The sequence below is a fragment of the Mycobacterium sp. 48b genome, from assembly GCF_048282725.1.
Classification (GTDB): Bacteria; Actinomycetota; Actinomycetes; order Mycobacteriales; family Mycobacteriaceae; genus Mycobacterium.
Genome location: NZ_JBLVUL010000001.1, coordinates 3,019,439 through 3,043,073, shown reverse-complemented (window position 1 = coordinate 3,043,073; position 23,635 = coordinate 3,019,439). Strand labels below are relative to the sequence as shown.

20 protein-coding genes and 1 pseudogene are annotated in these 23,635 nt (G+C 67.5%); 4 read left to right on the top strand and 17 right to left on the bottom strand.

What is annotated here, in order from left to right:
* Position 1 precedes the first annotated feature (1 nt).
* Positions 2-844 (top strand): NAD-dependent protein deacetylase, encoded by an 843-nt coding sequence (locus tag ACNQR1_RS14820; RefSeq protein WP_418046972.1) that lies wholly within the window; start codon positions 2-4, stop codon positions 842-844.
* Here ACNQR1_RS14820 and ACNQR1_RS14815 read toward each other — a convergent pair.
* Positions 813-2,090, bottom strand: coding sequence for a cytochrome P450 (locus ACNQR1_RS14815; protein WP_418046971.1), 1,278 nt, complete (start codon positions 2,088-2,090; stop codon positions 813-815). The genes ACNQR1_RS14820 and ACNQR1_RS14815 overlap by 32 nt on opposite strands.
* A 67-nt stretch (positions 2,091-2,157) precedes the next feature.
* Between ACNQR1_RS14815 and ACNQR1_RS14810 the strand changes: the two genes are divergently transcribed.
* Complete coding sequence (locus tag ACNQR1_RS14810) at positions 2,158-2,793, top strand: TetR/AcrR family transcriptional regulator (RefSeq protein ID WP_418046970.1); 636 nt, start codon at positions 2,158-2,160, stop codon at positions 2,791-2,793.
* Positions 2,794-2,841: 48 nt separating this feature from the next.
* Here the strand turns inward: ACNQR1_RS14810 and proB are convergent, their stop codons facing one another.
* From proB to rplU, 4 genes are all read right to left on the bottom strand, one after another.
* Entirely contained in the window at positions 2,842-3,963 is a 1,122-nt protein-coding gene (gene proB, locus ACNQR1_RS14805; RefSeq protein WP_418046969.1) for a glutamate 5-kinase, read from the bottom strand.
* On the bottom strand, positions 3,960-5,408 hold the full coding sequence (obgE, locus tag ACNQR1_RS14800; RefSeq protein WP_418046968.1) for a GTPase ObgE: 1,449 nt from the start codon (positions 5,406-5,408) through the stop codon (positions 3,960-3,962). Before obgE ends, proB begins: the two co-directional genes overlap by 4 nt.
* Before the next feature lie 90 nt (positions 5,409-5,498).
* On the bottom strand, positions 5,499-5,765 hold the full coding sequence (gene rpmA, locus ACNQR1_RS14795) for a 50S ribosomal protein L27 (RefSeq protein WP_418046967.1): 267 nt from the start codon (positions 5,763-5,765) through the stop codon (positions 5,499-5,501).
* A gap of 47 nt (positions 5,766-5,812) precedes the next feature.
* Positions 5,813-6,124 carry a 50S ribosomal protein L21 gene (rplU, locus tag ACNQR1_RS14790; RefSeq protein WP_418046966.1) on the bottom strand — a complete coding sequence of 104 codons (312 nt, stop codon included), beginning with the start codon at positions 6,122-6,124 and terminating at the stop codon, positions 5,813-5,815.
* A 211-nt stretch (positions 6,125-6,335) separates the two neighbouring features.
* On the opposite strand from rplU, the gene ACNQR1_RS14785 reads away from it, so the two are divergent.
* Complete coding sequence (locus tag ACNQR1_RS14785; protein WP_418046965.1) at positions 6,336-7,301, top strand: hypothetical protein; 966 nt, start codon at positions 6,336-6,338, stop codon at positions 7,299-7,301.
* 10 nt (positions 7,302-7,311) lie between these two features.
* Here the strand turns inward: ACNQR1_RS14785 and ACNQR1_RS14780 are convergent, their stop codons facing one another.
* From ACNQR1_RS14780 to ACNQR1_RS14740, 9 genes are all read right to left on the bottom strand, one after another.
* Positions 7,312-10,332, bottom strand: coding sequence for an Rne/Rng family ribonuclease (locus tag ACNQR1_RS14780; RefSeq protein WP_418046964.1), 3,021 nt, complete (start codon positions 10,330-10,332; stop codon positions 7,312-7,314).
* A 289-nt stretch (positions 10,333-10,621) separates the two neighbouring features.
* The gene (ndk, locus tag ACNQR1_RS14775; RefSeq protein ID WP_064930728.1) at positions 10,622-11,044 is read right to left on the bottom strand and encodes a nucleoside-diphosphate kinase; all 423 of its coding nucleotides are present in this window, start codon (positions 11,042-11,044) and stop codon (positions 10,622-10,624) included.
* Between the two features lie 95 nt (positions 11,045-11,139).
* A complete protein-coding gene (locus ACNQR1_RS14770) occupies positions 11,140-11,559 on the bottom strand; it encodes a DUF4233 domain-containing protein (RefSeq protein ID WP_418046963.1) in 420 nt (139 codons plus the stop codon).
* Positions 11,556-12,962, bottom strand: coding sequence for a bifunctional tetrahydrofolate synthase/dihydrofolate synthase (folC, locus tag ACNQR1_RS14765; RefSeq protein ID WP_418046962.1), 1,407 nt, complete (start codon positions 12,960-12,962; stop codon positions 11,556-11,558). The genes ACNQR1_RS14770 and folC overlap by 4 nt, the downstream gene beginning before the upstream one ends.
* Before the next feature lie 7 nt (positions 12,963-12,969).
* Positions 12,970-15,624: a valine--tRNA ligase gene (locus ACNQR1_RS14760; RefSeq protein WP_418046961.1), complete on the bottom strand. Its 2,655-nt coding sequence runs from the start codon at positions 15,622-15,624 to the stop codon at positions 12,970-12,972.
* Positions 15,625-15,718: 94 nt separating this feature from the next.
* A complete protein-coding gene (locus ACNQR1_RS14755) occupies positions 15,719-16,339 on the bottom strand; it encodes a DUF937 domain-containing protein (protein ID WP_418046960.1) in 621 nt (206 codons plus the stop codon).
* Between the two features lie 116 nt (positions 16,340-16,455).
* Complete coding sequence (locus ACNQR1_RS14750) at positions 16,456-17,706, bottom strand: saccharopine dehydrogenase family protein (protein ID WP_418046959.1); 1,251 nt, start codon at positions 17,704-17,706, stop codon at positions 16,456-16,458.
* Positions 17,707-17,716: 10 nt separating this feature from the next.
* Complete coding sequence (locus ACNQR1_RS14745; protein WP_418046958.1) at positions 17,717-19,684, bottom strand: alpha/beta fold hydrolase; 1,968 nt, start codon at positions 19,682-19,684, stop codon at positions 17,717-17,719.
* A gap of 74 nt (positions 19,685-19,758) precedes the next feature.
* The gene (locus ACNQR1_RS14740; protein ID WP_418046957.1) at positions 19,759-20,370 is read right to left on the bottom strand and encodes a hypothetical protein; all 612 of its coding nucleotides are present in this window, start codon (positions 20,368-20,370) and stop codon (positions 19,759-19,761) included.
* Positions 20,371-20,504: 134 nt separating this feature from the next.
* On the opposite strand from ACNQR1_RS14740, the gene ACNQR1_RS14735 reads away from it, so the two are divergent.
* The gene (locus ACNQR1_RS14735; protein WP_418046956.1) at positions 20,505-21,653 is read left to right on the top strand and encodes an FAD-dependent oxidoreductase; all 1,149 of its coding nucleotides are present in this window, start codon (positions 20,505-20,507) and stop codon (positions 21,651-21,653) included.
* Positions 21,654-21,655: 2 nt separating this feature from the next.
* Here the strand turns inward: ACNQR1_RS14735 and ACNQR1_RS14730 are convergent, their stop codons facing one another.
* From ACNQR1_RS14730 to ACNQR1_RS14720, 3 genes and pseudogenes are all read right to left on the bottom strand, one after another.
* Positions 21,656-22,132, bottom strand: a complete 477-nt coding sequence (locus ACNQR1_RS14730; RefSeq protein ID WP_418046955.1) for a transglycosylase family protein — start codon at positions 22,130-22,132, stop codon at positions 21,656-21,658.
* Positions 22,133-22,381: 249 nt separating this feature from the next.
* Positions 22,382-22,615 (bottom strand): annotated as a pseudogene (locus tag ACNQR1_RS14725) (transglycosylase family protein); the annotation flags it as partial.
* Positions 22,616-23,003: 388 nt separating this feature from the next.
* Positions 23,004-23,381, bottom strand: coding sequence for a hypothetical protein (locus ACNQR1_RS14720; protein ID WP_418046954.1), 378 nt, complete (start codon positions 23,379-23,381; stop codon positions 23,004-23,006).
* Between the last annotated feature and the right edge of the window lie 254 nt (positions 23,382-23,635).

Genomic DNA, 23,635 nt, shown 5'->3' with positions numbered 1-23,635 from the left:
AGTGGATGCCCCCGAACTCGTCGCGCTGCTCGAAGGCCGCCGTGTCGCGGTGCTGACCGGGGCCGGGATGTCGACCGATTCCGGTATCCCCGATTACCGCGGCCCGGATTCCCCGCCGAGCAATCCGATGACCATCCGGCAGTTCACCTCAGATCCGGTGTTCCGCCGGCGGTACTGGGCCCGAAATCACGTCGGCTGGCGCCACATGGACGAAACCCTGCCCAACGCCGGGCACCGCGCCCTGGCCGCGCTGGAATCCGCCGGTGTGGTGAGCGGACTGATCACCCAGAACGTGGACCTGCTGCACAGCAAGGCCGGCAGCCGGTCGGTGGTGAACCTGCACGGCACCTATGCGCAGGTGATCTGTCTGGATTGCAGCGCGACCATGGGCCGCGACGAGTTGGCCGCTCTGCTGGAGACGGCCAATCCCGGCTTCATCGAACGCGCCGAGTCGGTCGGCGGCATCGCGGTGGCACCCGACGCAGATGCCGTGGTCGGCGAGACGGATTCGTTCGTCATCGTGGACTGCCCGGCGTGCGCGGGCATGCTCAAACCCGACATCGTCTACTTCGGCGAGAACGTCCCCAAAGACCGTGTCGAGCAGGCGTATTCGATGGTTGAGGAGGCCGAGGCACTGTTGGTGGCGGGGTCCTCGCTGACCGTGTATTCCGGCTATCGATTCGTCCGGCACGCCGCCGCGCACAACATCCCGGTGGGGATCATCAACCGCGGCGCCACCCGCGGTGACGACCAGGCCACGGTCAAGGTCGAAGCGGGCTGTTCGGAGATGTTGACCCTGTTGGCAGGCGAGCTCAGGAGAACGTGCACGGCATCGACCGGATAGCGTGCACGAAGTTGCCCGCCAGGTAGGCCGGCTCTCCCGCGGCGATGTCGGGCAACTGGTGCAAGAGCTCGCCGAAGATCGCCCGCAGCTGCGTCCGCGCGACGTGCGCACCGAGGCAGAAATGCCGACCGCCGCCACCGAATCCCAGGTGCGGATTGGGCTTTCGGCTCAGGTCAAACACCTCCGGCCGGTCGAACACCTCGGCGTCCCGGTTCCCCGAGGCGTAGAACATCACCACCTTCTCCCCCGCCGCGATGTGCTGCCCGCCGAGTTCGACGTCGACAGCCGCGGTGCGCCGGAACGTCATCACCGGCGTCGCCCAGCGCACGAACTCCTCGACGGCACCGCCGATCCGGTCGTCGAAATCCGCCATGAGCCAGGCCTTCTGGTCGGGGTGATCGGTGAGCGCCTTGAGCGCGTGGCTGGTGGTCTGACGCGTGGTGTCGTTGCCCGCCACCGCCAGCAGCACGAAGAACGCCGCGACCTCGGCATCGGTGAGCCGGTCCCCGTCGACCTCGGCGTGGACCAGCGCGCTGATCAGATCGTTGCCCGGGTTTTCCCTGCGTTCCGCGGCAAGCGCATTCGCCACCTGGTGCAGGTACATCTGGTTCTGCAGAAGCACCTCGAGCGGATTGCGCCCGGCCAGATAGACCGGGTCGGCCCAGGACACCAGCGCGTCGGCGGCATGCGCTACCCGCTGACGTTCGGACTCGGGGATGCCGACCATGTCCGACAGCGTGCGGATGGGCAGTTCCTTGGCGCACTGGTCGACGAAGTCCACCCCACTGCCGACCTCCCTGAGCTCGGCCACGATCTCACGCGCGTTCTCCTTGATCGAGTCTTCGATGCGGGCCACCTGACGGGGCGTGAACGCCGCGTGCACCAGCTTGCGGATCAGTGTGTGCCGCGGCGCGTCCATCGCCAGGAAGGACTGTGACGCCTCGAGCAGCTCTTCGGGAATCGTCTCGAACAGCACCCCTTTGCCGGACAGGAACGTCTCACTGTCACGGCTGATGGTCACGATGTCGGCGTGCCGGGTGATCGCCCAGAATCCTCGATCGTCGGGATCCTTCATCAGCGAGTCCTCGACCGGGGGATGCCAACTGACCGGGCGGGAGGCCCGCAGTTCAGCGAAGGCGACCTCGCGATCGGCGGCCGTGGTGGCCCAGAACGGCCGCGACGACAGATCGATCGGGTCGTAGGGACGCACGTAAGACGAGGCGGATGTGATGGGCGACACAGTCATGTTCGTGACAATAGGTCTAGACAATATGTCTAGTCAAGGTGTGACAGAACCCGATACCCTCGGGGTCATGCCATCGGTAACGCGAAAACCGCAGGCCAACCGAGAGGAACGGCGCGAGCGGATAGAACGTCAACTGCTCGATGCCACCGACCGGCTGATGGCCGACGGCACCAGCTTCACCGAGCTCAGCGTCGACAAACTGGCCACCGAGGCCGGGATCTCCCGGGCCAGCTTCTACATCTACTTCGAGGACAAGGGCCACCTCCTGCGCCGGCTGGCCAGCCAGGTGTTCGGCGATCTGACCCAGGCCGCCGAGCGGTGGTGGGGTGTTGCCGGACGGCGTGATCCCGCCGACGTCCACGCCGCGATGTCCGGCATCATCGCCAGCTATCGCAGCCACCAGCCGGTGTTGATCGCACTCAACGAGATGTCGGGCTACGACCCGCTCGTCGGGCAGACCTACCGGGAGCTGTTGGCCGGGATCGGCGACCAGCTCACCAGGGTGATCGAGGCCGGCCAGTCCGACGGGTCGATCCGGCCCCAACTGTCTGCCGCCGTCACCGCGAGCACGCTGACCTGGATGGTGGAGCGGACCTGCCACCAGAATCTGCCGTCACACCCGCCGTCCTACGACGCCGAGCTGGCCGACACGCTCACCGAAATCATCTGGGGTGCCCTGTACCTTGAGTCCCCCAAGCTGTGATTTCGGTGCATCTAGCGGCGGTGGGCGCCGTTCGATGCACCCAAATCGCTAGGTGGCGACGAGATCGTCGGCGTGCACCGCGGGCCGGCGCAGCTCGGCCGGCAGATCCGGCGTCGAGCGGCCGATGATCGCGGCCAGCTCCGATGCCTCGTAGGCCACCACGCCACGGGCGACCGTCTGCCCGTCCAGCGACCGGAGATCCACCACGTCGCCGCCGTGGAACCGCCCGGTGACCTCGGTGATCCCGGCGGGCAACAGAGAGCGGCGCTGCGCGACGACCGCGCGCACCGCACCGTCGTCGAGGGTCAGCGCGCCGTGCGACTCCGCGGCATGGCGAACCCAGAACCGTCGCGCCGACATCCGCTCGGGCCGTGGCGCGAACACGGTGCCGACCGACGCATCGCTGAGGGCGGCACCGGCATCCGCCGCGGCGGCCAACAGCACCGGCACCCCGGCATCGGCGGCCAACAGGGCCGACGACAGCTTCGAGGCCATGCCGCCGGTGCCCAGATGGCTCCCCCCGCCGGCCACCACCCCATCCAGATCTCCCTGGGCGGCGACCTCGGGAATGAAGCGCGCGTTCCCCTTCCGGGGATCCGAGTCGTAGAGCCCGTCGATATCGGACAGCAGGATCAACGCATCGGCGCCGACCAACTGAGCCACCAGCGCCGAGAGCCGGTCGTTGTCACCGAACCTGATCTCGTTGGTCGCCACGGTGTCGTTCTCGTTGACGATCGCGACCGCGTGCAGGGCGCGCAACCGGTCCAGCGTGCGCTGAGCGTTGTTGTGTTGTACCCGCATCCCGATGTCGTGTGCGGTCAGCAGAACCTGGCCGACCGCGCGGCTGTAGACGCCGAACGCCGCACTCCACGCGTTGACCAGGGCCACCTGACCGACACTGGCAGCGGCCTGCTTGGTCGCCAGATCCGTTGGGCGCTTGGACAGTCCGAGCGGCTCGATCCCGGCCGCGATGGCACCGGAGGACACGATCACCAGATCGGAACCGGCTTTCATCCGGCCTTCGATGGCCTCGACCAGCACTGCCAGCCGGCCGGCATCGAAGACACCGGACGGAGTGGTCAGCGCGGTGGTTCCGATCTTGACGACCACCCTGCGGGCAGTCCGGATCGCCTCTCGATGTACCGAGGGCGACGAGTCAGCGCTCGTCACTCGTCTTCACTCCCGGGATGACGCCGCTCCCGCCGGGCAGCCTTGCGCTCGGCGGCACCGATCCGGTCGGTCTGCTCCAGCCGGATGTCAGTGCCTCGGCCGGTCAGCGGCATGTCCACGCCGGCAGGGGTCTGCGGCTCCCAGTCGAAGGTCATGTTGCCGATGGTCACGGCGCAACCGGGCTTGGCGCCCTTCTTCCACAACGCATCCTCGACACCCAACCGGGCCAACCGGTCACCGAGGTAACCCACGGCCTCGTCATTGCCGAAGTCGGTCTGAGCGATCCAGCGCTCGGGACGGGTGCCTCGCACGATGAACCCGCCGTCGCCGTCGGTCTCGACGGTGAAGCCGCTCTCGTCGACCGCGATCGGCCGGATCACCGGACGCCTCGGCACCAGCGCCGGCTGCGCCTCGCGATAAGCCTTGACCATCTCCCACAGCGCAAAGATCAACGGGCGCAAGCCATCACGGCTGACCGTCGAGATCTCGTACACGGGCCAGCCGAACTTGGACTGCACTTCCTCACGCACGAAGTCGGCCAACTCCCGGGCATCGGGAACGTCGATCTTGTTGAGCACCACCGCACGTGGCCGCGACGCCAAATCGCCCAGCGTGGAATCGCCTTGCAGGGTCGGGGTGTAGGCCGCGAGTTCGGCCTCCAGCGCCTCGATGTCGGAGATCGGGTCACGGCCGGGTTCCATGGTGGCGCAGTCGACGACATGCACGAGCACCGCGCAGCGCTCAAGGTGCCGAAGGAATTCCAGGCCGAGGCCGCGGCCCTCGGAAGCACCGGGAATCAGACCGGGAACGTCGGCGACGGTGAAGGTGTTCTCGCCGGCCGAGACCACGCCCAGATTGGGCACCAAAGTCGTGAACGGATAGTCGGCAATCTTGGGCTTGGCCGCCGAGATGGTCGACACCAGAGAGGATTTGCCCGCCGACGGGAAACCGATCAGGCCGACATCGGCAACGGTCTTGAGCTCGAGAGTGAGATCACGGGTCTGGCCCTTCTCACCGAGAAGGGCGAAGCCGGGAGCCTTGCGCGCCCGCGAGGCCAGCGCCGCGTTGCCGAGACCGCCTCGACCACCCTGTGCGGCTTCGAACCGGGTACCGGCGCCGACCAGGTCGGCCAGCATCCGGCCGTCCTCGTCGAGCACCACCGTGCCGTCAGGCACGCGCACGATCAGATCGTCGCCGGTGGCACCGTCACGATTGCTGCCCGCACCCGGCTTACCCGAGGGTGCGGCGACATGGGGATGGAAGTGGAAGTCCAGCAGGGTGTGAACCTGAGGATCCACGACGATCACGATGCTGCCGCCGCGACCACCATTGCCGCCGTCAGGACCGCCGAGGGGTTTGAATTTCTCGCGGTGCACCGACGCACAGCCGTGGCCGCCGTTTCCTGCACTCGCATGGATGACGACGCGGTCGACAAACCGTGGCATCGGACATCCTCTCCGTCGAATGTGAAGCTATTGCGATAGTCCTATCGAGAACTCGCAGCTGCTTCACATTCGCGGAGAATCCTCTGAGTCTCAGGCCTCCGGGCGCGGCACGGGAACGATGTTCACGTGCTTGCGACCGCGCTTGGAACCGAACTCGACGGAGCCGGGAGCCAGCGCGAACAGGGTGTCGTCGCCGCCACGGCCGACGTTTGTGCCGGGATGGAAATGAGTACCCCGCTGCCGCACCAAAATCTCGCCGGCCTTGACGACCTGACCACCGAACCGCTTGACGCCGAGTCGCTGTGCTGCAGACTCACGACCGTTGCGTGAGCTGGAAGCGCCCTTCTTGTGTGCCATTTATATGTCCCTCGCCCTCTGCTGCCGGTTCTTCGCCTGACGGCTCATCACTTGATGCCGGTGACCTTGAGCACGGTCAGCTGCTGACGGTGCCCCTGGCGCTTGTGGTAGCCGGTCTTGTTCTTGAACTTGTGGATGCGGATCTTGGGACCCTTGGTGTGCTCCAGCACCTCGCCGGTCACGGCGACCTTGGCCAGGTCGTCAGACTTGCTGGTGACCTTAGCGCCGTCGACCACGAGGGCCACGGGCAGCGACACCGATGCGCCGGGCTCGGCATCGAGCTTCTCAACCTTCACCACGTCACCTGCGGCAACCTTGTACTGCTTGCCGCCGGTCTTGACGATTGCGTATGTCGCCATCGTGTCCTCTGCTCTGCTGCTCTCTGCGGGCGCGCGCTACCGGTCGGTGCGTGCGCGGGTCTTGGGTGGCGGGATGCCCCGCCGTCACCGGCCTGCGACTACTACAGGCACTGGAGACAACTGGTCAAGGGTACTTGACCAGCGGGTAGAGGGTCAAACCGCCCGGAAAACAGTGCATCGGGGCGGTACGGGCCGCCCATAGGGTAGACGCATGGTGCGCACCACTCCGCCCCGCCCGCGGGATCTGACCGCGCAGTTTCCGGAAATGGTCGGCCTGAGCCGACCAGCCGTCCGCCTCCACCCACGCCGCGGCGAACCGTCGGTCGCCGACAGCTCGATCGGCGGTCCACTGCTGTGGCCGGCCGACGAAGCCTGGCCGACGTGCGCGGCCCACATCGGCGATGAGCTCACGGGAACGCGCCCCGCCGACGAGTTCTTGCGGCGCCTGATCATCGACGCCGGCTGGCGCCGCGACCCCGAACTGGGTCCGGCCACTGCGGCCGAACGCGAGCAGCTCGCCGGGCTCGGCGACATCACGGTGCGTGCCGAACGTCCGGTGCCGATGCTGGCGGTGGCCCAGCTCTTCGCACGCGACATTCCTCAGATCCCATTCCAGGACGGCAACGATCTGCTGCAGGTGCTGTGGTGCCCGTTCAGCCACCCCGAGTCCTACGAACCGCGGGTATCGGTGACATGGCGTTCGTCCGACGAGGTCGGTGCGGTCGCGCAACCCCCGGTGCCGGAAGTCGTCGACAGCGGCTATCTGCCCCAGCCATGCGTGCTACACCCGGAATTGGTCACCGAGTACCCGCAAGATCTCCAGGACCTCGAGGTTTGGCAGGAAATCGATCGATGGGCGGATCCCTACTGCTATGCCTATGACTTGAGCGTCGCGCCAGGCTGCAAGGTCGGCGGCCATGCGCCGTGGGGACCCACCGATCCCTTTCCGATGGTGTGCGCGGAGTGCGGCGCCGACGTCACCCCGCTACTGACCCTCGACAGCAGCGAGTGGGACGGCGGCACGTTCAGTTGGCAACCCGTCGAAGAGGAAGACCACCGGTACATGTTCCTTACCGCGGCCAGCGCCACCGAACTGATGATCGGGCGCAGCGAGCGGCTGCAGCTCTACGCCTGCACAGCCTCGTCCGCCCATCCAGTCGTTCAGAACATGCAGTAGGGCGCCGGCCTCACTCGTGGCTGGGCGGCCCTGCCGGCCTGGCCGCGGCCCGCCGGCGAACCCGGCCGCGGCTTGCCGGAGGCTCGGCAACCGCTACCGGCGCCCGGTAGAAGTCCTCGTCCTCGTCGTCCGAGTCGTCGTCATCCGAATCGTCGTCGTCATCGTCGTCGTCAGAGTCCTCGTCGTCCGAGTCCTCGTCGATGTCGTCCAGGTCGTCATCGGCTTCGTCGTCGTCATCGTCGAGGTCGATCTCGTCGACGTCCTCATCCTCGGAGTCGTCGACATCGTCCTCAGAGTCTTCGTCCTCGTCATCGAGGTCTTCTTCGGCTGACTCGCGGACTTCCTGCTCGGCAGCGTCCCCAGCGTGCGCGGTCGCGACGGCCTCGTCCTCGTTGTGCTCGCCGTCGAGGTCGTCATGGTCCACGGCGGCCTCGTCGTCGAGCGGCTCGTCGTCGTGGTGGCGACCGTTGGCCGCAGCCATCGCCTTGAACATCGGGTGTTCGCCGGCCGGATGGTCGGGCACCTTTACTACCGGCACCTCTTCGGGCTCTGGACGGGCAGCGCCCTTCTTGCCGCGCTTGCTGCGACGTCCACCGCCGCCACCACCGGTGGATTCGGTCTTGCGGCCGGCGTTGGACGACGCGGTGTCGACCGGATCGCCGTGCAACACGATGCCGCGGCCGGCGCAATGCGTGCAGGTCGTCGAGAACGCCTCGACCAGACCGGTGCCCAACCGCTTGCGGGTCAGCTGCACGAGACCCAGCGAGGTCACCTCGGACACCTGGTGGCGGGTGCGGTCCCGGCCCAGCGCCTCCGTCAGCCGGCGCAGCACCAGATCCCGGTTGGACTCGAGAACCATGTCGATGAAGTCGATGACCACGATGCCGCCGATGTCACGCAACCGCAGTTGCCGCACGATCTCCTCGGCGGCTTCCAGGTTGTTGCGGGTGACGGTCTGCTCGAGGTTGCCGCCCGCGCCGGTGAACTTGCCGGTGTTGACGTCGACGACGGTCATCGCCTCGGTGCGGTCGATCACCAGGGTTCCGCCCGAGGGCAGCCACACCTTGCGGTCCATCGCCTTGGCCAGCTGTTCGTCGATGCGGTGCACGGCGAACACGTCGGGAGCGTCGGCGCCGCCGGCGGGCTCGTACTTGGTGAGCCGGCCCACGAGATCAGGCGCGACGGTGTTCACGTAGGAGTTGATCGTGTCCCAGGCCTCGTCACCGGAGACGATCAGCCCCGAGAAGTCCTCGTTGAAAAGGTCACGGATGACCTTGACCAGCACATCGGGCTCTTCGTAAAGCGCCACGGCCGCGCCGGCCTTCTTCGCGGTGACCTCGCCGGCCTTGGCCTCGATCTCGGTCCAGCGCTGCTGCAGCCGCTCGACGTCGGAGCGGATGTCCTCTTCCTTGACGCCTTCCGAGGCCGTGCGGATGATCACGCCCGCATCGGCGGGAACGACCTCCTTGAGGATTTCCTTGAGCCGCTGGCGTTCGGTGTCGGGCAGCTTGCGGCTGATACCGGTCGAGGAAGCCCCCGGAACGTAGACCAGGTAGCGGCCGGCCAGCGACACCTGCGTGGTGAGCCGGGCACCCTTGTGCCCCACCGGGTCCTTGCTGACCTGGACCACCACGTAGTCGCCCGGCTTGAGCGCCTGCTCGATCTTGCGGTTCGACCCGCCGAGCCCGGCGGCCTCCCAGTTCACCTCACCGGCGTAGAGCACACCGTTGCGGCCGCGGCCGATGTCGACGAAGGCGGCCTCCATCGAGGGCAGCACGTTCTGCACGATGCCCAGGTAGATATTGCCCACCAGGGAAGCCGAGGCAGCCGAAGTGACAAAGTGCTCGACGACGACGCCGTCTTCCAGGACGGCGATCTGGGTGTAGCGAGCCCCCTCGTGTGGCGGCACGGTACGCACCTTGTCGCGCACGATCATGGTGCGCTCGACGGCCTCGCGACGGGCCAGGAACTCGGCTTCGCTCAGGATCGGGGGCCGACGACGGCCGGCGTCGCGGCCGTCACGGCGGCGCTGACGCTTGGCTTCGAGGCGGGTCGATCCGCTGATGCCCTGGATCTCCGAATCGTCGCTGCTCTTGGCCGATCGGTCGGACCGGGGCGCACGTTCGTGCACGACCGTGTTCGGCGGGTCGTCCGGGGAGCCGGCGTCATCGTTGTCACCCGAGCCGGACTTGCGCCGACGACGGCGTCGCCGACGACGGTTGCTGCCGTCGCTGCCCGCGGTGTCATCGTCGTTGCCCTCATCCGACTCGTCGGAGTCCTCGTCGGAATCCTGATCGGACTCACCCTCTTCGGAGGTGTCCGTGTCGGAATCCGGACCGGATTCAGGAGCGTTGTCGTCCAGCTGTTCACCGCGACCACGACCACGACCGCGGCGACCCCGGCGGCGCCGGCGTGCAGCGGGGCGATCCGCCTGCTCGTCGTCGGCCTCGGAGTCGGTATCGCTGCCGGTGTCGCTGTCGCTGTCGTCGTCGTCTTCGTCGTCGTCTTCTTCTTCGACTCGGACGGGCACGAACGCGACAGGCTGCGGGGCGACGAACAGGGGCAGGTAATCGGCCCGCTCGGTGTGGGCTTCGCGGGCCATGGGGATGTTCGCGGTCTCCAGGATCAACCGCGACTCGGGCTCATCGCCCACCAGAACGGCGTCCGCCTCGGCCGCCAACTGCTCATCGGCGACGGGCTCTGCCTGAGCCTCGGCAGTCTCGACCGGAGCCGCGACGGACTCGGTCACGGCGACCGCGACCGCCTCGACCTGCACCGGCGCGGCCTGATCGGTCGCAGCCGGTTCGGTCGGGTCGGAGGCCAACGCGTCACGGACCCGCTCCGCGTCGACCTTGTCGATGGTGGAATGCGCGCTGCGCTGACGCCCGTCGAACTCGGCCAGAGCATCGAGCACGCGCCTGCTGGTGGTGCCGAGTACCCGCGCCAGGGAGTGGACTCTCAGCCGCTCGGGCAGTCCCTCCTGTTGCGGAGTCTGGGTTGATAGGTCGTCATTCTGGGCATCTTCGGCCACGAATTCTCCTCAAGCCCCCGGGCGCGTCGTATCGACGCGGCCACGCGAGGGCTTCCGCTATTGGCCCGGGACACTTTCCCCGGACTTGTTGTGGTCTCGCTCCGGGCGGTTCGCTACGGAACCCACCCGGTGCCTGGCTGAATGATGGCTGGACGGCCCGCGCCGCACCGGATTGCGGTGGTCGCGCTCGTCGAAGTCTTCATTCGGGTGTTCAGCCTCGGTTGAGGCTGGCTACCCGCAACCAGTATCCCACATCACTGACGCGGTACTGACCAGACTGCGAGAAGGTTTATCCGGCGGAGGCTTCGCCGGGGAACCACAGGGCGATCTCGCGGGCCGCCGACTCCGGCGAATCCGAGCCGTGCACGAGGTTGTCCTGGGTCACCAGCGCCAGGTCACCACGGATGGTGCCGGGCACGGCCTTCTCCACCGGGTCGGTGCCGCCGGCGATCTGACGGAACGCGGCGATGGCGCGCGGTCCCTCGACGATGGCCGCGACAACGGGTCCCGAGGTGATGAACTCCAGCAGCGAGTCGAAGAACGGCTTGCCGTCGTGCTCGGCGTAGTGCTGCTTGGCCAGCTCGATGCTGACGTTCTTCAGTTCGAGCGCCGCCAGGGTCAGGCCCTTGCGCTCGATCCGGCCGAGGATCTCTCCGACCAGGTGGCGCTGCACGCCGTCGGGCTTGATCAACACAAGGGTCTGCTCAGTCACGGCAGAGAGCGTACCGGTCGGTAACAGCACTGCGCGATGGCGGGCCCCCCACAGTGTCCGAGCTGCGTGTGTGCCGCCGCCCAGCTACCGCAGGCCTATTCGCTGGGCGGTTGCTGCCCCGGCAGCAGGCCGCGATCCTGCCTGCGTTTGACCTCGCTCCGCAGGTACACGATCAGCAGCCAGACCACGGCGAAGATCACGCCGATGAAGCCGATCGCCCCGTGGATGAGCGCACCGGCGATCACCACCACCTGGATGCCCAGGTTCGCCCAGATGGCCCAGGGCCGGCCCTGGATCCCCGACATCAGGATCAAGACGATGGCCAGCCCGACCACGAATCCGCCCGATGCCCACGTCAATCCTGCGCCGCTGACACCCACGACCGGCAGCGCAAGCAACACGACAATCGCTTCGAGGATCAGCGTCCCCGCCATCACCCCGCGGAAGCTCTTCCACGGGTCCGGCGGTGCCGGCTTGTCACTGGGTGTCTGGTCACCAGAGGTCTGATCGCTCATTGCGGGTCCCGTCCGAACAGGGTCCGGGCTGCTCCGGCGGTCACCACCGAGCCGGTGATCACCATGCCGGCCCCGGACAGGCCTTCGTCTGCACCGGCCTCCTCGACCAGCCCGGTGGCCGTCTCGATGGCGTCCGGCAGGGTCGTCGCGGTGATCACCCGGTCCTGACCGAAACGCTCTTCGGCAAGCAACGCCAGCGACTCCACATCCATCGCCCGCGGCGAACCGTTGTGGGTGACCACGATCTGGTCGAAGACGGGCTCCAGCGCGGTCAGGATGCCACCGACGTCCTTGTCCCCCATCACCGACACCACCCCGACCAGGTAGCGGAAGTCGAACTCCTGCTGCAGCGTCTGGGCCAGCGCCGCCGCGCCGGCGGGATTGTGCGCCGCGTCGATGAAAACCGTTGGCGCACTTCGCATGCGCTCCATCCGACCGGGGCTGTGTACGGCCGCGAAGCCGGCCCGGATCGCGTCGACATCGAGCTGGCGGTCCGCGCCCGCGCCGAAGAACGCCTCGACCGCGGCCAATGCCAGAACGGCGTTGTGGGCCTGATGCTCACCGTGCAACGGCAGGAAGATGTCGGAGTACACCCCGCTCAGGCCCTGCAGCTCGAGCACCTGCCCGCCGATGGCCACCTGCCTGCTCAGTACCGCGAACTCGGAGTCCTCGCGGGCCACCGCCGCGTCGGCGCGCACCGCCTCGGCCAGCAGCACCTCCATGGCCTCGGGGACCTGCTTCCCGATCACCGCGACGGTGTCGGTCTGCACCAGGTCCTCCGGCTGCCGGGTGATGATGCCCGCCTTCTCCCCCGCGATCTCGGCGATCGTGTCACCGAGATAGTCGGTGTGGTCGATGCCGATCGGGGTGATCACCGCGACCGGGGCATTGACGACGTTGGTGGCGTCCCAGCCGCCACCCATGCCGACCTCGATGACCGCGACGTCGATGGGCACGTCGGCGAAGGCTGCGAAGGCCATCGCGGTGAGGACCTCGAACTTGCTCATCTTCGGGCCACCGGCCGCCTCGGACTGCCGGTCCACCAGCTCCACGAACGGTTCGATCTCCGTGTAGACATTCACGTATTGCGCCGGCGTGATGGGCATTCCGTCGATCGAGATGCGTTCCACCGCGGACTGCAGATGCGGACTGGTGGTGCGCCCCGTGCGCCGGTGCAGGGCGACCAGCAACGCGTCGACGATGCGCGCCACTGACGTCTTGCCGTTGGTCCCGGCGACGTGGATGGACGGGTAGGCCCGCTGCGGCGAACCCAGCAGCTCCAGCAGGGCCGAGATCCGCGCCGTGCTGGGGTCCAGCTTGGTCTCGGGCCACCGCTGATCGAGCAGATGCTCGACCTGCAGCAGTGCGGCGATCTCGTCCGGGGAAGGAATGGGGTCGGTCACCGCATCCTCATCCGGCCAGCCCGCCCAGGCGTGCGGTGATGCGCTCGACCTCTTCGCCTGCCAACTGCTGACGGCCGCGGATCTTGTCGACGACGTTCTCGGGCGCCTTGGCCAGGAAGGCCTCGTTGCCGAGCTTGGCAGTGGTGGTGGCCAGTTCCTTCTGCGCCGCGGCCAGGTCCTTCTCCAGCCGGCGCCGCTCAGCGGCCACATCGACGGTGCCCGAGGTGTCCACCTCGACGAGGACCGTGGCCTGCGTCAGGCGCACCTCGACCGAGGCCGACGAGGTGAAGCCGTCACCGGCATCGGTCAGCCACGCCAGCGCGGTGACCGCAGGCAGCTGCTCGGTCAGACCGGCCTCGGCGATCGCCGACAACCGGGCCGGAACCCGCTGCCGGTCGGCCAGGCCCTGGTCACTGCGGAAGCGGCGCACCTCGGTGATCAGCTTCTGCATGTCATCGATGTGTTGTGCCGCAACCGGATCCAACGCGATACCGGAGGCCTGCGGCCACTGCGCGATGACGATCGACTCGCCGTCGGTGAGCGTCTTCCACAACGTCTCGGTCACGAACGGCATCACCGGGTGCAGCAGCTTGAGCAGTGCGTCCAGCACGGCGGCCAGAACCGCCGTCGTGTGGGTGACACCCTCACCCAGCTGCACCTTGGCCAATTCCACATACCAGTCGCAGAACTCGTCCCAGGCGAAGTGGTACAGCGATTCGCAGGCCCGGCTGAACTCGTAGCTGTCGAGGGCCGCATCCACCTCGGCGCGAACCTCTTCGAGGCGCCCGAGGATCCAGCGGTCGGCGTCGGTCAGGTCGGCGACCGCGCGCAATTCCGCGGGAGCGGCCCCGTTCATCAAGGCGAAGCGGGTCGCGTTGAACAGCTTGGTGGCGAAGTTACGGGAGGCCCTGGCGTGGTCCTCACCGATCGACAGGTCACCGCCGGGGCTGGCGCCGCGGGCCAGGGTGAACCGCAGCGCATCGGCGCCGAACTTCTCCACCCAGTCCAGCGGGTCGATGCCGTTGCCGCGCGACTTGCTCATCTTGCGGCCGAACTCGTCGCGGATCAGGCCGTGCAGGAAGACGTTTTCGAACGGCACCTGCGGACCGCGGGCGCCATCGAACGTGATCGCCGGATCGTCGCCGACGAACGTGCCGAACATCATCATCCGCGCCACCCAGAAGAACAGGATGTCGTAACCGGTGACCAGCACCGAGGTCGGATAGAACTTGGCCAGATCCGGGGTGTGCTCGGGCCAGCCCATCGTGGAGAACGGCCACAGCGCCGAGGAGAACCACGTGTCGAGCACGTCGCGGTCCTGCTCCCAGCCCTCCGGCGGGGTCTCGTCGGGGCCGACGCACACCGTCTCGCCGTTGGGTCCGTGCCAGATCGGGATCCGGTGGCCCCACCACAGCTGCCGGGAGATGCACCAGTCGTGCATGTTGTCCACCCAGGCGAACCACCGCGGCTCCAGGCTCGGCGGGTGAATCACGGTGTCGCCGTTGCGCACCGCATCGCCGGCCGCCTTGGCCAGACCCTCCACCTTGACCCACCACTGCAGGGACAGCCGGGGCTCGATGGGCTCGCCGCTGCGCTCGGAGTGCCCGACGCTGTGCAGGTACGGCCGCTTCTCGGCGACGATCCGGCCCTGCTCGGCCAGCGCCTCGCGGACCTTGACCCGGGCCTCGAACCGGTCCATACCGTCGAATTGCGTTCCGGTGTCGGCGATCCGGCCCTTGGCGTCCATGATGGTCGGCATCGGCAGCTGATGGCGCAGCCCGATCTCGAAGTCGTTCGGATCGTGCGCGGGGGTGACTTTGACTGCGCCGGTGCCGAATTCGGGGTCGACGTGGGTGTCGGCGACGATGATGAGGCGATCATCCAAAAACGGGTGCGGCAGGGTTTTGCCGACCAGGTGGCGGTAACGCTCATCGTCGGGGTGCACCGCGATCGCGGTGTCACCGAGCATGGTCTCCACGCGGGTGGTGGCCACGATGATGTGGGGCTCGTCGTCGTTCATCGAGCCGTAGCGGAACGAGACCAGCTCGCCCTCGACGTCCTCGTACTTGACCTCGAGGTCGCTGATCGCGGTCTCCAGCACCGGTGACCAGTTGACCAACCGCTCGGCCTGATAGATCAGGCCGGCATCGAAGAGGCGCTTGAAGATGGTGCGCACCGCGCGCGACAGGCCCTCGTCCATGGTGAAGCGGTCGCGGCTCCAGTCCACGCCGTCACCGAGGCGGCGCATCTGCCCGCCGATGGTGCCGCCGGATTCACGCTTCCAGTCCCACACCTTCTCGACGAACAGCTCGCGGCCGAAGTCTTCCTTGGTCTTACCGTCGACGGCGAGCTGCTTCTCCACCACGGTCTGGGTGGCGATGCCGGCGTGGTCCATGCCGGGCAGCCACAGCACCTCGTAACCCTGCATGCGCTTGCGGCGAGTGAGGGCGTCCATCAGGGTGTGGTCGAGCGCGTGGCCCATGTGGAGGCTGCCGGTCACATTGGGCGGCGGCAGCACGATCGAGTACGGCGGTTTCTCGCTGGCCGGATCGGCGGTGAAATATCCGGCATCCACCCAGCCCTGGTACAGGTCGGCTTCTACCGCACCCGGATCCCAGGATTTGGGGAGGGCATCGGCGCGATTGTCAGGGGTGGGGGTCACCGAGCCATTCTAAGAAGGACGTCCCCGAATACGCGAAAGCCCCCGATACCCGGTGCGTTCGCCGGGCGTCGGGGGCTGTCGAGCTGGGTTGGGGCTACTTCTTGCCGCCCAGCAGACCGCCGAGGATCTCACCGATGGCATTGCCCTGGCCGCCGCCGCCACCGAGCACGCTGCCGAGGATGCTGCCCAGCGGGTTGTTGGCGGCAGCACCGCCACCGGTCGCGCCGCCAAGGATGCTGCCGAGGATGTCCCCGAGCCCGCCGCCGCCGGAAGCCTGCGCCTGCGCCTCGCCCGCGGGTGCGGCGTTCTTCTGGGCGAACTGCTTGCCGATGTAGGCCAGCACGATGGGCGCCAGGATCGGCAGCAGTTTCTTGATCAGATCACCACCGCCGGCACCCGTGCCCGCCAACGCCGACGCGACCTGGTTGCTGTCGTTGCCGCCGAAGATCTTCGAGACGATCTGGTTGCCCTCGTTGGCGTCGACCTGATCGACGCTCACGCCACCGTCGAGCAGGCCGCTTGCGCCCTGCGCGGAGACCGCGGACTCGAGGTCGCTCGAATCGATGTTGTCTGCTTGTACGTTCTCTGCGACCCCGCCGACCAGGGCCGGAACCAGGGTCTTGATCGCGGCGTTCACCTCGCCTTCATCTGCGCCGAGCTTGCTGGCGATATCCGCCACGGGGATCTGCGCGAAGAGATCGTCGAGACCGGCCATTTTTCTATCCCACCTTCGTTGCTGGCGTACTGGAAGTCCTCGCCATCGACACTAGTCGAATCTGATCTTGTCCCACAGGTGTTCGACGCAGGCCGATCCATTCATGTCGCGAAGACTCAGCCCAGCTTGGTGGTATCCAAGGCCACTCCGGCGGCCGGTAGCCGGGTGAGCAGGACATCCCCCATCGCGGCGACCGGTGTCAGCACGCCGCGCCGTTCCGACAGCGCGTCACGGTCGGTTGCCAGCGCGAGCCCGCATTCGCCGAGCAGCACCGCGGTCGACTTGTATCCGGGATCGCCTTGCTGGGCCATGCTTGTCACGTACCGTGCGCCTGTTGTCGTCGTGGTGTAGGTCTCGACGCGGTAGTGGCCCCGCTCGCGGGCCCGCTCGCTGGGCCCGGTTCCCGGCTTGGGCACCAACTTCGCGACCAGGCCGCCGGGCAGCCGGTTGAAGTAGCGGCCGCCCACACCGAGGGTGAAGGCGTTGGCTCCGGTCACCGCCGCCGACGCCAGGGGCGCCGCAATCGAGCGGCCCAGGCTCATCTGCTCGGCGTACTCGAAACGGCGTCCGTAGGCATAGTTCAGTAATGCGTTGCTGCGCCGCACGATTCGAGTGTTGGGCGCAGCCATGGCAAATGCGCCGGTCCAGTACCCAGCCAGTTCGGGAGCGATCTCACCGCCGCGGCGCCACCGGACGTCGGGCTGAGCACCGAGTTCGGGCTCGGCCCCGCGGTCGGGGCTCAGCGTGTAGGGATCGTTCATCAGCGCCCGGGCCTCCGGGTCCGACGACAGTGTGTCGAGCAGTTCCAGCATGGAGGCCACGGTTCCGCCCGACACGCCGCCCGCGAAGCTGCGCACCACCAGGTTGGTGTCCCCGAGCTCCCCGGCTCCGTCTGCGAGCGCCCGCTGATACAGCGCGTACACGGTGAGATCGGATGGCACCGAATCGAATCCGCACGAGTGCACAATCCGCGCACCGGTGTCGACCGCCTGCTTGTGGTGCAGGTCGATGCTGTCACGGATGAAAGTCGTCTCACCGGTGAGATCGGCGTAATCGGTCCCGGCCGCGGCGCACGCGGCGACCAACGGCATGCCGTATCGGGCGTAGGGCCCCACCGTGGTCACCACCACCTGGGTGCGCGCAGCCATCGCATCGAGGGAGGCCTGGGAGGTGGCGTCGGCGGTCACCAGCGGCCACGACTGCGCGCCGGGGCCCAGACCGTCGCGGACCGCGCGCAAGCGCTCCTCGGAACGGCCGGCCAGGGCGATCCGGGCCGATCCCCCGGCCCTGGCCAGGTACTCGGCGGTCAGTTTTCCGGCGAATCCCGTGGCGCCGTACAGCACCAGGTCAAACTCACGCTGCGTCACGATCTCGACGCTACCCGAGCAGTTCGGGCAACTGCACGGGTTCGCCGCGCAGGTGCTCGTCCAGGAAGGCCGTCACCACCTGGTACCAGATCTTGGCGTGCTGCGGCGACAGCACCCAGTGGTTCTCGGTCGGGTAATACAGGAACCGGTGCGGGCTTTCGCCGTTCTCGTCGGCGGGTAACCCCGAATCGGTGAGCAGCTCGTACCACAGCCGCAGCGCCTCGCCGATCGGTACGCGATAGTCCTTGTCGCCGTGGATGACCAACATCGGCGTGGTGATGTCGCCGACGAACCGGTGCGGTGAATTGCGTTGGGCCATCTCGGGTGTCATCTCCCGGGCCCACCAGTAGGCGCCGTCGGTGGTGGGTCCGAACTGGTCCAGCGCCCACAGGCTGGCGTGCGTGACGACGGCGTCGAACCGGTCGGTGTGGCCGGCGATCCAGTTGGCCATGTAGCCGCCGAACGATCCCCCCATCGCCGCCGTGCGCGTGGCGTCGACGCGCGGGTGTGCGCACGCGGCATCGGTCGCCGCCATCAGGTCTGTGTACGGGTCGGCACCCCAGGCGCCCCAGCCGCGAGCGATGAAGTCCTGTCCATAGCCGGTGGACAATCCCGGATCGGGCATCAGCACGGCGTAGCCCTGGGCGGTGAGCAGCCATGGGTTCCACCGCCAGTGCCAGCTGTTCCAGCTGCCCAGCGGGCCGCCGTGGATCCACAGCACCAGCGGGGCCGGCTCGTCACCTTCGGGCAGGGTCAGCCAGGACCTGATCGGGGTGCCGTCGGCGGCGGTCGCGGTTACCTCGGTCAATGTGCCGGGCAGTTCGGGTGCGTCGAGGCACGGGATCTCGGTGACGGTGCCATCCGGATCGATGCGGACCGGATGCGCCGGCACGGCATAGGAGCTGCGCAACGCATAGATCACGCCGCCGGGTGCGGGACGCACATCGGAGTAGGTGAAATCGTCGTGGGTCAACCGGGTGACCGCACCCGATACAGGGTCGACGGAGAAGATCGGGCCACGGCCGCCGTCGTCGGCCGTCACGATGAGCGACGAGGAGTCCGGTGTCCAGGCCACCGAGGACGGCCAGCGGTCCCAGTCGGCGGTCAACTCCACCGAATTTTGACCGAATCGCATGCAGCACAACGTGATCCGTGGTGGCACGGTGGGAGTGGAATGGGTTTCCCTGGTGAAGGCCACCGCGCTGCCATTCGGCGCGATCGCGGGGCGTTCCAGGTCGGCACCGGGTTCCTCGGCGATCGTGGTGCGCTCCCCGGTCACCCGGTCGACGCGCACCAGGACCAACCGGACGCCCGCGCCCGGGCCGGCGACCCGCCAGGACGTCACCACGAAGTCGCCGTCGGCGCTGAGGTCGAACGAGGTCTCGCGCAACGCCGCGCCCGGATTGCCGGTCAGATCCCTCGGTCCTTCGGCATCGAAGAGGTGCGGCTGGTCAGGGCCGAGGTCGTGATCCCAATGCCGGACCGGATAGCCGGTGTGCAGGATCGCCGAGACGTTGTTGTCCTTGCGTGCGTCGCGGCGGGCTTTGTCGTCGTCGACTCCGGCTGACGACGCCAGCAAGGACGCGGTCACCACCGTGGCGTCGGCCGCCCGGGCACTTGCCACACCCGCGACACCCCCGGGCATCGTCAGTACCTCGTATGCCTCACCGCCGGCCGCGGGCAGCCGCCACAGGGCAGCAGGCGGTTTGTCCTCACCGTCGCCGGGGCGCGCCGCGAGGAACAGCACGTCACCCTCGGCGGTGAGAACCGGAGCGGACTCGCCTTTGACCCCACGGGTCAACCGGCGCGCAGGCTTGACTGCGGTTGGATCCAATTCCCAAATGGCGCTGAGGAATTCGGTCTTCTTCTCGTTGAGGGTGCTGACCGTCGTGACCAGGCGCGAGCCGTCAGGAGACACTGCCAGACCGGACACTCGGGGAAACGCAAGGTAGTCGTCGAGATCGTCAAACACCGTCATGGTTCCCCACCGTAATGGCGCGGCCCGCACCGAAGTCCGGTACGGGCCGCGTGCAACACCTGCGCCTGGCGGGATCAGGCGACGTCGGTGACCTGCCCGGTCACATCAGCGCGAACCTGCTTGCTGCTGCGCTCGCCCTGGACGTTGATGAAAATGATCACGTTCGCGTCGAACGGGATGTTGCGCTTGATGCTCACCGTCTGGACCTTGCCGTCGGGGATCTCGCTGGCCGCGACTGCACCGTCGATCGCCGCGACGATCGCACTGGTGGGCACGTCGGCCGTCGAGAACAGATTCTGCTGAAGGGCCTCGGTGTCGTCGTCGTAGTCGATGGGACGCGACGGTCCGACCGCCCCGGACGTGTAGCTCCATTCGTTGAGTTCGGTCGGCGCGTTCGGGTCGACCGCCTCGACCTTGAGCAGGCCCGGCGTGATGACGACGTCGACCACCTGCATCGCGTTGGCGCCGACCTTCTCGGCGATCGCCGCATACGCGTTGTCGATGCCCTCGGCGGTGAACAGGTTGCCCGAGACCGCTTCGGTGATCTTCTCGGTACCCGAGGAGACGACCTTCTCGGCCGCGCCTGCGGCCGCGTCCCGGATCTCGGTCACCTTCGAGCAACCGCTCAGCGCCGAGGCGGCGATCAGTGTGGCGCCAAGCGCGATACCGAAGCGGGTGAGTTTCATCGGGTCCTCTCAGTTGTTCTGTCCCGGCGCGTTCGGCACGGGAACCTGCGTAAAGACTGTGCGAACGCTGGAAGGCTACCGATCCCAACTCTGGCCATGGTGAGTCACCTCACCCCGCCCGTTAGATTCGACCGATGGCGCAGTCCGTTCTGGTGGTCGGTGCGGGTATCACCGGCCTGGCCACCGCAGTCGCGATGCAGCAGCGCGGTTTCGACGTATCCGTGGCAGAGGCCCGCCGGGATGTCTCCCCCGGCGCGGGGATCAGCCTGTGGCCCAACGCGCTGGCCGCACTCGATGAGATAGGTCTCGGCGATCAGGTGCGCGGTGCGGGCGGGCGGGTGACCACGGGAGCGCTGCGCCGGGCCGGCGGCGCCTGGTTGCGTCGGCCGGCGGCCCAACGGTTCACCCGGGCGCTGGGCGAACCGCTGGTGGTGATCAGGCGCGCCACCCTGACCGAAATCTTGGCGGGTGCACTCGCGCCGGGCACGGTCCAGTACGAGCTCACCGTCGACAAGATCGAGATCGGCGCCGCGGACGTGCGGGTCACCTTCACCGACGGCACGGTCCGCGAGGCGGCCGGCCTGGTCGGCGCCGACGGTGTCGACTCGGTGGTGGCCCGACACCTCAATGGGCCGCTGGCCCGCCGCTACACCGGCTACACCGCGTGGCGCGCCGTGGCCGCCTGCCCACTGGACCCCGATCTGTCGGGCGAGACGCTGGGGGCCGGCTCACAGGTCGGGCACGTGCCGCTCGGCGACGAGCACACATATTGGTTCGCCACCCAGCGCGCGCCGCGCGGCCAGACCACACCCGATGGCGAGCTGGCTCACTTGAACCGGCTCTTCGCGGAGTGGGCGGAACCGATCCCGACTCTGCTGGCCGCGACCGATCCGAATGAGGTGCTCCGGAACGACCTCTACGACCGTGCCCCCGCCCGCGTCTGGGCCCGCGGTCCAGTGGTGATCGCCGGGGACGCGGCCCATCCGATGCGCCCGCATCTGGGCCAGGGCGGCTGCCAGGGGCTGGAGGACGCCGCCACGCTGGCCGCCCTCGCGGCCGGCGGACCCGACCTGGGCAGCGCGTTCTCCCGCTTCGCGGCGATGCGGCGCAGGCGGGTCATGACCATCGTGCGGGAGGCCGAGCTGATCGGCCGCCTCGTGAACCTGCGCCCACCGGGACTCAGCGCCGCGGCCACCCGGGCCTCCGTGCTGGTGCCCGAGTTCGTGCTGACCCGGCACCTGGCCTCGATCGCCGGGCGCGCGGCGTTCACGCCGGTGCGCTGACCTCAGTGCGGCACGCCGAGGGCCCCCAGCGGGTCCAGGAAGGTCGTGCAGATCCGTCGTAGGTCGAAGATGCCCAGCACCGCGCCGGAACGTACCGCCTGGCAGCCACTCGGTGCGGTGGGAGCCGCTGCCCAGCTGGTCGGCATCCCGCCTCGGGTACCGCACTTGGGCCAGGCCCCGATGCCCTGGGTGGCCAGTACGTTCTCGGCCACCCGGATCTGCTCCTCGCGGGAGGCAGAGGCCGGCGATCCGACGCCGCCGTGCGAGGCCCAGGTGGTCGGTTTGAACTGCAGACCGCCGTAATGACCGTTGCCGGTATCGATGGACCAGTTGCCGCCCGACTCGCAGTCGGCGATCGCATCCCAGTTCACAGTGTCCCCACCGGCGGTTGACGTGGCTGCGAACAGTGGGTTCAGCATGAGGCCTGCCGACGCTGCGGTGATCCAGAAACCCCTGGTAAACGCCCTTCGTATGGTCATCTCACGGCCCTTCCCCGACCTTTGACACCAGGACCGCTGCAGATGCCGATCACGTTCTTGCAACTGTGCGGTCACTAATGGGTTCGTGTGACCAACGTCACCCGTTACAGGGGAGGCTGAAGTTTTTCTGGAGGTTGCCGGGACTCAAGTAACCGGAGGGCATTCTGATGAAACAGAAGCGGTGCCGGGCAGGGGCCCGGCACCGCTTCGTATCAAGTTGTCAGTGACTCACTTGTGAGTGGCCCTGTACTAGCCGCGCTTGCCGCACACCGGCCAGGCGCCGATGCCCTGGGAGCGCAGCACGTTCTCAGCGACCCGGATCTGCTCCGCACGCGATGCCTGGTGGGGCGAACCCGAGCCACCGTTGGCGCGCCAGGTGCCCATGTTGAACTGCAGGCCACCGTAGTACCCGTTACCGGTGTTGATCGCCCAGTTGCCACCCGACTCACAGGCAGCGACGGCGTCCCAGTTGACGCTGTCCGCATTGGCGGTACCGGCACCCAGTGCCACGGGAGCCACAGCGAGCGCTCCGGCGATGATGCCCAGCCCAAACGTCTTGCGGATGTTCTTCACTTCGTTCCTCTCGCCAAGCGCGCGCCAAACAGCACCCGCCAGGCGGGTGCGGAAGCCTGAAGCCAGGCCGGAGGGGTTGGTTCGCGCCGTCTCGGTCAGGCACGAAAGGGAGGGCCACAGTGCCCGGCCCGGGAATCAGACCCAGGCCCCCGCGTCGGGCGTAATCGCCACCGCGGCCCCACTCACACGCAGGTTCTTGGTGTTGAAATTATTTGCTCCCTGTGGAGACGCTTTGGACCGTACAAAGGTCTCGGAGAGAAGTCATCTCGATCTAGAGGCAGTGTCAGACAGATAACGTTTAGATCACGGCCCGGCGAACGAAACGTTTGCGCAGGTCAACGGCGGGACCGGCACCGTTATCGTTTCGTGATAGGCCTAAACAAAACGTGAGGCAGATCACCGCATTTTTGTGAGCTGGCCCACTTGATTCGATTGTCGAGAAACACCCGACGTACGCCGTAAACGCCGGAAAGTGCAGGTAGATGCCATCGGCGAGTGTCACATGCGCTTCCGGCAGCCCCGATGCGTTCGCTACCGGCCCGTCGACGGCGAAGACCGGCGTGATATCCAAACACGTTGGCAAGCAAGGACTCTCGACCATAACAGCGGGTGCAGCCAGCGCGGATCCCGACTTCGCGGACAGCAGGATCAAGCGCATCGCGTAGATCAAATTCACACTGCCACAGGCTATTTCACCACGTGACGCCGAAGCGCATACCCGACCAGCCAACTCGCCGGACGGGCGCCGAATCCACCGAATGTGACAAAGCTGGCGGTCAGAGCTGTTTTCGGTCTACTTAGACACGCTCAGCACCTGCGCCAGCGAATATTGACTCCCATCGAGGCAGTCCAGCTTCTGGCCGAACGACCAGAGATACCAACGGATTTCGCCGGCCGTCCGAGTTCCGGCGCCGACGACGTTGCACGAAT